The sequence below is a fragment of the Pseudomonas sp. G11 genome, from assembly GCF_029457515.1.
Taxonomy (GTDB): Bacteria; Pseudomonadota; Gammaproteobacteria; order Pseudomonadales; family Pseudomonadaceae; genus Aquipseudomonas; species Aquipseudomonas gorinensis.
In genome coordinates, this window is the sequence record NZ_CP120377.1 from 3,313,701 (window position 1) to 3,326,222 (window position 12,522).

The 12,522-nt window shown below is 58.9% G+C and carries 13 protein-coding genes; 8 read left to right on the forward strand and 5 right to left on the reverse strand.

Features of this window, described 5'->3' with window-relative positions; translation table 11 throughout:
- Nucleotides 1-36: 36 nt before the first annotated feature.
- The 5 genes from P2T68_RS15260 (at nucleotide 37) to P2T68_RS15280 (ending at nucleotide 5,533) form a co-directional block, all read left to right on the forward strand.
- On the forward strand, nucleotides 37-1,590 hold the full coding sequence (locus P2T68_RS15260; RefSeq protein ID WP_069075806.1) for a sugar ABC transporter ATP-binding protein: 1,554 nt from the start codon (nucleotides 37-39) through the stop codon (nucleotides 1,588-1,590).
- Nucleotides 1,591-1,648: 58 nt separating this feature from the next.
- On the forward strand, nucleotides 1,649-2,671 hold the full coding sequence (locus P2T68_RS15265; protein WP_024076018.1) for an ABC transporter permease: 1,023 nt from the start codon (nucleotides 1,649-1,651) through the stop codon (nucleotides 2,669-2,671).
- 360 nt (nucleotides 2,672-3,031) lie between these two features.
- A complete protein-coding gene (locus P2T68_RS15270) occupies nucleotides 3,032-3,436 on the forward strand; it encodes a TraR/DksA C4-type zinc finger protein (RefSeq protein ID WP_003191666.1) in 405 nt (134 codons plus the stop codon).
- Between the two features lie 182 nt (nucleotides 3,437-3,618).
- Nucleotides 3,619-5,214, forward strand: a complete 1,596-nt coding sequence (locus P2T68_RS15275) for a methyl-accepting chemotaxis protein (RefSeq protein WP_024076017.1) — start codon at nucleotides 3,619-3,621, stop codon at nucleotides 5,212-5,214.
- A gap of 115 nt (nucleotides 5,215-5,329) precedes the next feature.
- Entirely contained in the window at nucleotides 5,330-5,533 is a 204-nt protein-coding gene (locus tag P2T68_RS15280; protein ID WP_024076016.1) for a hypothetical protein, read from the forward strand.
- Between the two features lie 6 nt (nucleotides 5,534-5,539).
- Here the strand turns inward: P2T68_RS15280 and P2T68_RS15285 are convergent, their stop codons facing one another.
- Together P2T68_RS15285 and P2T68_RS15290 are read right to left on the reverse strand one after the other, a co-directional pair.
- Nucleotides 5,540-5,776 (reverse strand): DUF2789 domain-containing protein, encoded by a 237-nt coding sequence (locus P2T68_RS15285; protein WP_024076015.1) that lies wholly within the window; start codon nucleotides 5,774-5,776, stop codon nucleotides 5,540-5,542.
- A gap of 74 nt (nucleotides 5,777-5,850) precedes the next feature.
- On the reverse strand, nucleotides 5,851-6,081 hold the full coding sequence (locus P2T68_RS15290; protein WP_069075805.1) for a hypothetical protein: 231 nt from the start codon (nucleotides 6,079-6,081) through the stop codon (nucleotides 5,851-5,853).
- A gap of 803 nt (nucleotides 6,082-6,884) precedes the next feature.
- Here P2T68_RS15290 and P2T68_RS15300 point away from each other — a divergent pair.
- Nucleotides 6,885-7,334, forward strand: coding sequence for a hypothetical protein (locus P2T68_RS15300; RefSeq protein ID WP_051448895.1), 450 nt, complete (start codon nucleotides 6,885-6,887; stop codon nucleotides 7,332-7,334).
- 133 nt (nucleotides 7,335-7,467) lie between these two features.
- Nucleotides 7,468-8,478, forward strand: a complete 1,011-nt coding sequence (locus P2T68_RS15305; protein ID WP_024076011.1) for an ABC transporter substrate-binding protein — start codon at nucleotides 7,468-7,470, stop codon at nucleotides 8,476-8,478.
- A 182-nt stretch (nucleotides 8,479-8,660) separates the two neighbouring features.
- Here P2T68_RS15305 and P2T68_RS15310 read toward each other — a convergent pair whose 3' ends face one another.
- Nucleotides 8,661-10,787 (reverse strand): TonB-dependent receptor, encoded by a 2,127-nt coding sequence (locus P2T68_RS15310; RefSeq protein ID WP_277379535.1) that lies wholly within the window; start codon nucleotides 10,785-10,787, stop codon nucleotides 8,661-8,663.
- 94 nt (nucleotides 10,788-10,881) lie between these two features.
- Complete coding sequence (locus tag P2T68_RS15315) at nucleotides 10,882-11,271, reverse strand: DUF2946 domain-containing protein (RefSeq protein ID WP_041160960.1); 390 nt, start codon at nucleotides 11,269-11,271, stop codon at nucleotides 10,882-10,884.
- A gap of 92 nt (nucleotides 11,272-11,363) precedes the next feature.
- Here P2T68_RS15315 and P2T68_RS15320 point away from each other — a divergent pair, with 92 nt between their 5' ends.
- The gene (locus tag P2T68_RS15320) at nucleotides 11,364-11,801 is read left to right on the forward strand and encodes a DUF3995 domain-containing protein (protein WP_024076007.1); all 438 of its coding nucleotides are present in this window, start codon (nucleotides 11,364-11,366) and stop codon (nucleotides 11,799-11,801) included.
- Between the two features lie 299 nt (nucleotides 11,802-12,100).
- On the opposite strand, the gene P2T68_RS15325 is transcribed toward P2T68_RS15320, so the two are convergent.
- The gene (locus tag P2T68_RS15325) at nucleotides 12,101-12,484 is read right to left on the reverse strand and encodes a hypothetical protein (RefSeq protein ID WP_168233525.1); all 384 of its coding nucleotides are present in this window, start codon (nucleotides 12,482-12,484) and stop codon (nucleotides 12,101-12,103) included.
- Nucleotides 12,485-12,522 lie beyond the last annotated feature (38 nt).

The following is a 12,522-nucleotide window of genomic DNA, read 5'->3' on the forward strand; positions in this document are numbered from 1 at the left end:
GGCGGTTACGGCCGCCCTGCAGATGGAGTACCCCTTATGCTCGCTCAAGCCACTGTCTCGCAGTCTCCGGGTATCCAGCCCCTGCCGCTGGACGAACCCTACCTGCTGGAAATCGTCAACATCAGCAAAGGCTTTCCCGGCGTCGTGGCCCTGGCCGATGTGCAATTGCGTGTACGCCCCGGGTCGGTGCTGGCGTTGATGGGCGAGAACGGCGCGGGCAAGTCGACGCTGATGAAAATCATCGCCGGTATCTACCAGCCCGACAGCGGGGAAATCCGCCTGCGGGGCCAGCCGATTGTGTTCGAGACACCGTTGGCCGCGCAGAAGGCCGGGATCGCGATGATCCACCAGGAACTCAACCTGATGCCCCATATGAGCATCGCCGAGAATATCTGGATCGGCCGTGAGCAGCTCAACAGCCTGCACATGGTCAACCACCGCGAAATGCACCGCTGCACCGCCGAATTGCTGGCGCGCCTGCGTATTAATCTGGACCCCGAGGAACACGTCGGCAACCTGAGCATCGCCGAGCGGCAGATGGTGGAGATCGCCAAGGCGGTGTCCTATGACTCCGACATCCTGATCATGGACGAACCGACGTCGGCGATTACCGAGAAGGAAGTCGAGCACCTGTTTTCGATCATTGCCGACCTCAAGTCCCAGGGCAAAGGCATTGTCTATATCACCCACAAGATGAACGAAGTGTTCGCCATCGCCGACGAGGTGGCGGTGTTCCGCGACGGTCACTATATCGGCCTGCAGCGGGCCGACAGCATGAACAGCGACAGCCTGATCTCGATGATGGTCGGCCGTGAACTCAGCCAGTTGTTCCCGGTGCGCGAAGCGCCGATCGGCGAGTTGCTGCTGTCGGTGCGCGACTTGAGCCTGGACGGTGTGTTCAAGGATGTGTCGTTCGACCTGCATGCTGGCGAGATCCTCGGCATCGCCGGGTTGATGGGCTCGGGCCGCACCAATGTGGCGGAAACCCTTTTCGGGATCACCCCAAGCTCCAGCGGCCAGATCACCCTGGATGGCCAGCCGGTGCGTATCACCGACCCGCACATGGCCATCGAGAAAGGCTTTGCCCTGTTGACCGAGGACCGCAAGCTCAGCGGCCTGTTCCCGTGCCTGTCGGTGCTGGAAAACATGGAGATGGCGGTGCTGCCGCTGTATTCGGGCAACGGGTTTATCCAGCAGAAAGCCTTGCGCGCGCTGTGCGAAGACATGTGCAAGAAGCTGCGGGTGAAGACCCCGTCCCTGGAACAGTGCATCGACACCCTGTCGGGCGGCAACCAGCAAAAGGCACTGCTGGCACGCTGGCTGATGACCAACCCTCGGTTGTTGATCCTTGATGAGCCGACCCGCGGTATCGATGTGGGGGCCAAGGCCGAGATTTACCGTCTGATTTCCTTTCTCGCCAGTGAAGGCATGGCCGTGATCATGATCTCCTCGGAGCTGCCCGAAGTGCTCGGCATGAGCGACCGGGTCATGGTGATGCACGAGGGTGAACTGATGGGCACCCTGGACCGTGCGGACGCGACCCAGGAAAAAGTCATGCATCTGGCTTCCGGTTTGCCGGTGGTCCACTGACGAACAGTCGCGCGGGCCTGCGGTTGGCCCGCGCCATAGAATAAGAAGGTGATTGGCTATGAACGCAATAACAGATAACAAGCCTGCCACGGCACCGGTCAAGCACCGTCGACGTTTGCCAACCGAACTGAGCATCTTCCTGGTGCTGATCGGTATCGGCCTGGTGTTTGAGCTGTTCGGCTGGATCGTGCGCGACCAGAGCTTCCTGATGAACTCCCAGCGCCTGGTGCTGATGATTCTGCAGGTATCGATCATCGGCCTGCTGGCCATCGGTGTGACCCAGGTGATCATCACCACCGGCATCGACCTGTCTTCCGGCTCGGTGCTCGCATTATCGGCGATGATCGCCGCCAGCCTGGCACAGACTTCCGATTTTTCCCGGGCGGTGTTTCCGTCCCTGACCGACCTGCCGGTCTGGATCCCGGTGGCGATGGGCCTCGGGGTGGGGCTGCTGGCGGGGGCGATCAACGGCAGCATTATTGCCGTCACCGGTATCCCGCCGTTTATCGCCACCCTGGGCATGATGGTCTCGGCCCGTGGCCTGGCGCGTTACTACACCGAAGGCCAGCCAGTGAGCATGCTTTCGGACTCCTACACGGCCATCGGCCATGGCGCGATGCCGGTGATCATTTTCCTGGTCGTGGCGGTGATTTTCCATATCGCCCTGCGCTACACCAAGTACGGCAAGTACACCTATGCCATCGGCGGCAATATGCAGGCGGCGCGTACCTCGGGGATCAACGTCAAGCGTCACTTGATCATCGTCTACAGCATTGCCGGGTTGCTGGCGGGCCTGGCCGGCGTGGTCGCTTCGGCGCGTGCGGCCACCGGCCAGGCCGGCATGGGGATGTCTTATGAGTTGGACGCGATTGCCGCTGCGGTGATCGGCGGCACGAGCCTGGCAGGCGGCGTAGGGCGCATTACCGGCACCGTGATCGGCGCGCTGATCCTTGGGGTGATGGCCAGCGGGTTTACTTTCGTCGGGGTGGATGCGTACATCCAGGACATCATCAAGGGCCTGATCATCGTGGTCGCGGTGGTGATCGACCAATACCGCAACAAGCGCAAGCTTAAGCGCTAAATGAACGTGCGACTGTTGAGCACTGAATGCAGGAGGGGGGAAGCCCTCTCCCACATTTTATGATTAACAGTCTGTTTCAACCGTTTGTCTTCTATATAGCTCCACAACATTGAATTTCTTGCTATAAACACACTCCGATGACCCGTTCACCAAGCCCGTCCTGGTGCCTTTGGGGGTTGTCCCGGAAAAAATGCCTGTCTTTTCAGTTGCTGAGCCCTCAAGTCGGCCTTAGACTGCCGCCCCTCGTAAATTGAGTGCCGGGTGGCGCTTGAAATGGACGGCGCCTTTCCGAGACTTGCACAGGTCGACCGGAACGCTCCCTTATTCGCCTTAATGCACGTATTTTTTATAGAGAAATCAATGACAAAGGAAAAGTTGCTGGCCATGCCGGCGGATGACTACATGAATGCCGAACAGCACGCTTTTTTCGAGAAGTTGCTGCAGGACATGAAAGTCGAACACCACGAGCGCATTGAACAGAACCGTATCGCCATTGAAAGCCTGGACACCCCGGCGGACCCGGCTGACGCCGCTTCCGTCGAGGAAGAGCGCACTTGGCTGGTGAACGCCATCGACCGCGACCAGCGCATGCTGCCGCAACTGGAGCGCGCACTGGAACGCATCAAGGAAGATTCCTTTGGCTGGTGTGATGACAGCGGCGAGCCTATCGGCCTCAAGCGCCTGCTGATCAGCCCGACCACCAAATACTGCATCGAAGCGCAAGAGCGCCACGAGCAGATCGACAAGCACCAGCGCCAAGCCTGATGCATTGAAGCCGGGGACCGCGACTGCGGTGCCCCGGGGAAATACCGTTACGCCCCCGTCTATTGATCTGCTGCAAGCTACCCCACTAAAGGCCCATGGATAATGGCTGGATAGTGGCGTTTAATGCAGGGACAACAATGACAAACAGCGGGGTGACGAAGATGGCTGGAGACGGATCTCTGATGGGCGCAGCAGTGCCTCCGCAAGCGGTGGTGCGCGGGCTGCCCGGCTGGTTGACGCCGCTTCTGCAGAGCACCGCCCTGGTGCTGGTACTGCTGGGCCTTGCGTTCGCCAGCCTGCCGATATACCTGTGCGTGCCACTGGCCTTGCTGGTGATCTGGCTGCCGCGCCTGAAAAAACCTGCCCTTAGCCTTTCGTCGTCCGACGCCGCCGATGCCATCGGTGACCTGACGCGCGATCTTTCCTATACCACCAGCCATAACGCGTTGTCCGCTGCCGGCGTGGCCTATTCGGTCAAGCAATTGGCCGCTCGCGTGCAATCGCAATTGAGCGCTGCCAAGCAGATCGTCAGCAACGCCGAAGTGATGATTGATACTGAAAAAGTCACTTCCCAGCTCAGCCGCCAAGCCCTGGGCGCGGCCAGTCAGGCCCATCAGCGCAGCACGGAGGGGCGTGAGGTCCTGACTCAGTCGATCACACGCATGCGCCAACTCAGCCAGCGCGCCAATGCCAGCCGCGAGCTGATCGAAGCGCTGAGCCAGCGCAGCGAGGAAATCCAGCGTGTGACCCTGGTGATCCAATCCATCGCCAGCCAGACCAACCTGCTGGCGTTGAATGCGGCCATTGAGGCGGCGCGGGCCGGTGAGCATGGCCGCGGGTTTGCCGTGGTCGCCGACGAAGTGCGCGGCCTGGCCGGCCGTACTGCCACGGCCACCGATGAAGTCGGGCTGATGGTCGCGGATATCCAGCAACGTACGACACAGGTGGTGGAGCAGATTCGCCAACTGTCGGTGGACTTGCACACCGGCGTCGAACAGGTGGAACACGCCGGTGAGCAGTTGGAGAGCATCGCCAGCCTGGCGGCGGACGTGGAAGGGCAGGTCAATGAAATCGCCCAGGGCACCGACACCAACCGCGCACAATTGGACAGCCTGTTCCATGCGGTGGAACAGATGCGCAGCGACCTGGACGTGAGCGACCAGCAAACCCGTGAATTGGCCGGCGCCGCCGTGCAGATGGAAGGGCAGGCCGAAACCATCAGCGAGCGCCTGGCCGCCGTCGGGCTGGATGACTATCACCAGCGTGTTTATGACCTGGCGCGCGAGGGTGCGAGCCGGATTGCCGAGCAGTTCGAGGCGGATGTGCTGCAAAACCGCATCACCCTGGACGACTTGTTCGACCGCAGCTACACGCTGATCCCCAACACCAGCCCCAGCAAATACCACACGCGGTTCGACGGTTACACCGACCAGGTCCTGCCGGCGATCCAGGAAGCATTGCTGCCGCGTCATGAAGGCTTGGTGTTTGCGATCGCCTGCACCCAACAAGGTTATGTGCCAACCCACAACAAGGCGTTTTCTCAGGCCTTGACGGGCGATGCCCAGGTCGATGCGGTGCAGAACCGCACCAAGCGCAAGTTCGATGACCGTACCGGAATTCGCTGCGGCAGCCATCAGCAAGCGGTGCTGCTCCAGACCTACACCCGCGATACCGGCGAGCTGATGCACGACCTGTCGGTGCCGATCATGGTCCGGGGCCGGCATTGGGGCGGTTTGCGCCTGGGCTACAAGCCCGAAGGCACCAAGGCCGCGCGCTAGGGATTATTGCGGTTTATGCAAGGAAGCTGTTCCGAAGATGGCTTTTTCCAACGGGAGGAAAACCGTAGCATGGGCAATATTGTTAGCCAGCTAACTAATGTTGCGGAGAAGCTTCATGCAAAACAAAGTCGATGTGGCCGTGATGATTGGCAGTGGCGTGCCGCCAAGCCTGCGTGCGCTGGGCCAGAATGCGTGTTGGGTGGTGCTGGTCAACGGTGAGCCGCGTGGCACCGCCTTCGCCAGCCGGGATGAAGCGCAAGCGTGCAGGGCTGCCTGGCAAGCGTTGTTGCGCCTGGAACAATCAGGCAGCCTGCATTGAGGGAGGTTATTGCGACTGATGCAGGCGCTGGTTCAGTTCGTCCACCGCGATGGCCCATTCGGCGTCTTCGCGCAGTTCTTCCTTGAGAAACTGTGCCTGCCGGTCCGACCAGAAAGGCGCATCGATGAGTTTCACGCCCGCGGGCAAAGGATGCCCGGCGATGAATTCGTCAATGCCTTCCGGGGTTGAATCCAGGCCCAGTTGTGCAAATAGGGTTTCCAGCGTAGGTATCGGCGCGTCCATATCGTTCTCCGTGCAGGTTTTTCAGGTGGGGTATGCATCGGAGGCTTGGGGCGCGGTAGAGTTCGATCGGATTGTCAGGAGGTCAGTGCCCCGCAATCGACGGCGGTCTTGAGGGCCTTGGCGGCTTCCTTGGCCGCGATCGCGGCAGTGTCGAGCGTCTTGAACCAGCGGTCTTTTTCGACTTGGTGCGTTGTAACGGTGGTCAAGGGCGGCTTGGCGCGCATCACGATAACTGCTTGAAACTCCCCGTCTACTTCCCTGGCATCGCCATGAATAAAAAATTCGCCAATATCAAATTCCGTCACGTATAGCCTTCCCTTCAAGGTAACTGCACTGATGAAACCTGACCCGCGGGGGGCAAACTTCAATGGACGGGCCAGTATGGCAGTTGTTGAAGGGCGGTGGCGCAGTAAAGTCATCCAGGTGACGAAACGATTCCGCCGTGCAGGGCGTGCAGGGCGGTCTCCAATTGCTTGGCCAATTCGCAGGCCTGGTTGTGGTCGCTGCGAAATCCTCGGATCCTGCCACTGGTGACTTCGAGGATATGAAAGAAATTCCTGCCGGCCGGAACAACTTGGTAAAGAACCGAATTCGAGTACCCGTTGGAGCTGTGCAAGCAGTAGTATTGGCGCTCGTCGTGACATGATGAACGAGTGCGGGAAGACGTAGCGTCGTGTTGTTGTCGTAGCATGGTCAGCTCCTGTCGATCTATCTTGTGGACTCACCACCAGCGTTTCGGGTGGTTTTGACCCGTGTTGCTGTTTTAGTATTGTCGCCAGTGGCCGCTGCCTGGTTCCATGCCAAGGTGTGTGTGTTTGTATGAGTTGTCGGAAACTGCGTTTTTAATGGGGTTATTCTCTGAAGCTGGTCGGCGCGTATTCTCGTGTCGTTGAACCTGTGATTTCCTGTGACGCCTGATGACCTTGCAAGAGGTCCATCGTGCACGCCTGTACTAGTCTTACGGCGCAGCAGCGGGATTTTCTTCAGTTTTTTTCAAAGAATGTGTTGTGTGATCGTGCCGTTACGGCCGTTTTTTCGTGCTGCCCGCTCTGGCGGACGGTGCTTTTTTCGATGTGGGGGCGTTTCCTTGGCAGTCAGTAATCTGGATATGCACGCGTTATTCGTGCTGGGTGATTTGCGCGCAAAGTTGGTCAAGCAGTTTCAATCCCGTTTCGTCTACATCACTGAGCAGACGCCGGAAGGTATCTATATCGCCGAGATCGATACCGAAACCGCACTGGTGGTGGATGATAAACCGCGTTTGGAACTCAAGGTCGGTGACCATTTCCGCGCCGCGGTATTACCCAGTCGCGAAGGCGGCAAGTTTGAATTGAAGTTCCGCGATATCAAGTTGACGGTGTATGGCCTGGGTGATTACGCCTTTGTGTCCTGCGCCGAGGGCCAGGGCATTGTCTTCAAGGAAGGCCACAGCGTGATGCTGGTATTTGCCGCCCATGAGCAACTGCAGGAGGGCCTGACCAAGACCCTGAAGGCCGTGACCGGCAAGGCCGCCAAATGGCGCAAGGGTGAGCTGGTGACCTTCAAGGCCAGTGAGTAATCGGTCAATACCACGAACATCCTTTGTCCCTCGGAACCTCTACTACAGTTGAGTTGACTTAACTATTCAGAGGCTTCGCGCATTGCAGCAAAGCCGTCCGCCATGGCTGCAAGAAAATGCGAGGTGCAAAGGCATGAAAGGATTGAAATCGCTGTTGGCCGCGTCCCTGACCACCCTGGGACTATCCGTGGCCTCGGTATCGGCTGCCGAGGCGCCGGTACACTTTGCCGACCTGAACTGGGAAAGCGGCAGCCTGATCACCGAGGTCCTGCGGTTTATCGTCGAGAAGGGCTATGACCTGCCCACCGACACCTTGCCAGGCACCACCATCACCCTGGAAACCGCCCTGGCCAAGAACGATATCCAGGTGATCGGCGAAGAGTGGGCAGGGCGCAGCCCGGTGTGGGTCAAGGCCGAGGCTGAAGGCAAGGTGGTGGGCCTGGGCGATACGGTCAAGGGGGCCACCGAAGGTTGGTGGGTGCCGGAATACGTGGTCAAGGGTGATCCTGCCAAAGGCCTCAAGCCCCTGGCACCGGACCTCAAGAGCGTGAAGGACCTGGCGCGTTACAAGGACGTGTTCAAAGACCCGGAATCACCCGGCAAGGGTCGTTTTCTCAACAGCCCGATTGGCTGGACCTCCGAAGTGGTGAACAAGCAGAAGCTCAAGGCCTATGGCCTGGACGACAGTTATGTGAATTTCCGCAGCGGCTCGGGCGCGGCGCTGGACGCCGAGATCGCTTCGTCGATTCGCCGTGGCAAGCCGGTGTTGTTCTACTACTGGTCGCCGACGCCGCTGATGGGGCGCTACAAGCTGATCCAGCTCGAAGAGCCGCCATTTGATGCCGAGGCCTGGAAGACCCTGACCGACGCGGACAATCCCGATCCGAAACCGACACGTTCGCTGGCGTCCAAATTGAGCATTGGCGTATCCACGCCATTCCAGAAGGCGCATCCGCAGATCGCCGGGTTCTTCGAGAAGGTCGAGTTCCCCATTGAACCGCTGAACAAGGCCTTGGCGACGATGAGCGAGAATCACACCGCGCCGCGGGAGGTCGCCCAAGCGTTCCTCAAGGAACACCCAGAGGTGTGGAAGGCGTGGTTGACGGAGGATGTGGCGCAGAAAGTCGAAGCCAGCTTGAGGTAACGTTCCCTCTCTCGACCGCGGGAGTGCTAAAAATGTGGCGAGCGGGCTTGTTGTGGCAAGCCCGCTCGCCACAACAAGCCCGCTCGCCACAAAGAATGCGGTCGTGTAAGGACTATTCCATATCCAGCTGATGCACCGCTGTCGGGAGCAAGCCGCTTTTACATTTTGTTCGCATTACAGCGTTAGAACCGGGTCTGTACCGCCACCTCAAACGTCCTCGGCGCCCCCAGGTAATACGCTGGCGACACATGGGCAAATTCGGCATACACCGCGTTGGTCAGGTTGCGCACCCGGCCCGTCACCGAGGTGCGCGCGTCCACCTTGTAGCGCAGGAAGGTGCCGAACAACGTGTAGGCCGGTACCGTCTGGGTATTGGCATTGTCCGCGTACACTTCGGCGACGTAGCGCGCATCCACGCCACCCTGCCAATCTTCGGCAAAATCGTATGTCAGCCACAGGTTGCCCACGCGCTTGGGCACATTGGTGGGCGTATTGCCCTTGCGCGACACCACCGCACCGCTGGCGATCTTCTCGTTGAACTCCTCATACTCGGCATCCACCCAGGCGAAGTTGCCTTCGGCGAGCAGCCTGGGTGTGATGCGTAATGAACTGGCCAACTCGATCCCCTTGGACGATTGCGCGCCGACCGGGATGCTGTTGTTCGGGTCCAGCGGATCGGTGACGGCAAAGTCCTTGCGCTCGATCTTGTAGGCGGCGACGGTGGCCGAACCTCGACCGTCCAGGTAGTCGAACTTGCTGCCCACTTCCCACTGCTTGCCTGTCGACACGTCAAACACTTGAGTCGTGGTACTCGGCTGCTCGGCGGCGGTGCTGTATTGCACATACACGTTGGCTGAGGGGATGAACTGGTAAGTCAGGCCAACCCGGCCGGTCACCGGCTCCCAACTGCGCGTGAAGTGGCGTGGGTTAGTGGTGGTCACGCTGCCGTGGTTGGTCACGTCCAGGTCGATCGCGTCGTAACGCAGGCCAGTGAGCAGTGACAATTTATCGGTCAGGCCCAGGCGGTTTTCCACGAACAGTGCCTTGGTCGTGACCTCGTTGGTCTTGTCCCTGATAAAGCCGGGTCGTGTACCTGGGATGTCGTAGAAGTGCCCAGGGTCGTAGTGATCAGGGTCCACTGTGCTATTGCCGGCCGCCCTGAGCGGGCTGTTGGTGGTGCTATTGACCTTGTACTCGAAGCCCCCGGACCAAGTGGTCGACAGGCCAAAGACGCGGTCTTCATGACGCAGCTCGAACTGGTTACCGTGCTGTTCGCCCTGATGGCGCACCTGGTAGGCGGTTGAACGGTTCACCGCACTGTTGTCGGCGTTGTACTGGTAGGTTTCCAGGTTGCGGTAATCGCGTTGGCTGTCCAGGTGGTAAAGGGTGTTTTTCAACGTGGTGCTGTCGTTGATCCGGTAGTCGATGATCGAGCGTGCCCAGAGGGTGCGTTGTTCGTAACGACCGTCGGCGACGTTGTAGTTATTGAAGCGGTTGTGTGTGTCGATCTTCAACTCACCGGCCTTGGGGTTGAGCACGGGCGTGCCCCAGTAAGGACTGTCTTCGTGTTCATCCTGGTATTCCAGGGCCAGGGTGTGGGACAGGTTGGGGGTCAAGTCGCTGAGCAGGGAAAACGCCACGCTCCAGGCGTCGCGCTGGTCGCGGTCGATATAGCTGTGGTTGGTGTTGCGGCTGACGTCCAGGCGGGCATAGTGCTGCACGTCGGCGCCTGGCTCGGTGAGCGCATGGTTCAGGCCGAAGGCCATGCCGGCGGTATCGTAGCTGCCATAGGTCAGTTGGCCTTCGGCGGCCTGTTCCTCGCGGCTGGCCAGCTTGGTCACATAGTTCAGCGATCCCCCCACGGAGCCGGCACCGTTGATCAGCGAGGAGGGGCCGCCGACCAGTTCCACGCGGTCATAAATCCACGCATCCACTGGCCGCGCCAGGCCGGTCGCCACATTGATACCGTTGAACATCTGGGTGATCTGGCTGCTGGTAAATCCCCGATACGACACAAAACCACCAAACCCTGGCGGTGCACTGGCGTTGATACCGGGTAAGGTGTTGGCGGCGTCGCGGAAGGTCCTGGCGCCATGGCGCTCGATGTCGTTGCGTGTGGCGATGGCCACCGAGGCCGGGGTTTCCCGCACGCTCAGGCCCAGCCGCGACGCCATGCCGCTGGGTTGGTCCAAGGCCAGGCCGGGCTCGGTGGTTTGTTCGCCATCAATAGTGGTTGGGGCCAGCTCAACGGCCCAGCCGCAGACAGGCAGGCAGCCGAACAGGCCCGCTAACAGGGGTAAATGTTTCATGAGTTGAATCCTGAAAAACTTGGCTTGAAACAACGCACGGCCGCCGTACTTCCTCGCGGAAACGGTGGTCAGTGCAGATCAGAAAGCAAAGGGATCAGGCAAAGGCGGGCGGCGCGCGAGGATGGGCCGTTGGCCAGGTAAAGCGGGCGGGGAGGTCAGCGGTGGCGACAATGGCCGGAGGGGGGGCATGAGGCTGTGGCAATACCGCCACATTCAGGCTGGAACTGAATGCCGGGCCCATGCCGCCGGTCGAACACAGCGGGCAACCAAACGCCTTGGACAGGGTTGGCAGGCTTTCATCGGTGGAGTTGGACGGCGTGGGCGCCTGGGTGCGCGGGTCCACCGTACAGAACTGACCGCCGAGGCCATTGAGCTGCATCCCGACCATCTGCCCATGCCCGATACTGCACGCGAACACATTGAACAGGACGCAGCAGTAGAGCATCCAGGCAATGATCGAGCGGTCGGCACGGGCAAGTTTCATGGGGCGGCACTTTACCATCAGCCGCCGACGAAATGCCTGCAAAAAATTTCAGGGGGGCTATCCTACTTCGCATCTTTTCAGGGAGAACCACCATGAGCTTCGTCGTTGCACGATGGGTCGTCGGCATTTTTACCTGCATCAGCATGGTCCACCTGTATTGGGCCGCCGGCGGCAAACTTGGCAGTCTCGCCGCCATCCCCCAACTGCCCGGCGAATTTGCCAGCGGGCCACGCCCGGCGTTCAAGCCCTCGGCGTTGGGCACTTTCCTGGTGGCGATGGGGTTGGTCGCGATTGCATTGCTGGTGTGCCTGCGGGCAGGGCTGTATTTCTCGCCGGTGTCCCATGGCGCATTGCAATGGGGGATCAGCGCGATTGCCGTGCTCATGTTTGCCAGGGCGATTGGGGATTCGGAGTTGGTTGGGTTTTTCAAGAAAGTCAGCGGGTCGCGGTTTGCGCGGTTGGATACGTGGTTTTATTCGCCGTTGTGTTTGGTGTTGGGGGTGGGGTTGTTGGTGGTGGCGTGGGGGTGATGGGGGGGGAGGTTGTGAATCTCGCATCATTTATTGGGTGTATGCTTTCCCATGGCCTCACATCCAGTTTCGTTTATATGTACGATTTTAATTTTTTATCTCTTGGGAGACGGGGAAGGATTTGTTTAATCAAATAGTGAATCGAACCTTTAGCCTGTAAGTAGTTCTGTCCCCTTTCTGCTGGTCCCCTTTCTGGTCCCTTTCTGGCAGTCCTATTTGTTCCCGATAGTAAAATATATCCGGTGGTTGGAATGTTTTTGTACATGTAATGAGCGGCTATAGGATAGGCAGCTTTATGCTCAGGCATTTGTTGGGTGAAGAAGAATGTCAGTTGCTCTAACTTCAACAAATCTGGACTTTCGGGTGATTGGTTTGTCAAGTTCAATTAGCGCTATTGAATCGCCGATTTTTAGTATTGCGCAACGTTGGTCTGCGTCTTGGATAAGCTCGCCGATAATTTTATGAGCCCCGTTTTCAGATGTGATCTCTGGTGTTATGCCGGATGAGGGCATAATGTTTTGTCCCCATGAAAATATTTCATCCAGTTCTAATTCTACATCCAGAGTTTCACCAATTTTTAACGTGATTCCGCCCCATAAAGCCGTGGCATTTCCAAAGGGTGAGTTGAATTTCACTCTCAAAGTGCCTTTTTCAGAAAAAACGTCAGTTACTTTTATCTTCATTTCACTTCTTCTTCAGGGGGGCGCGTACAATAGTATTG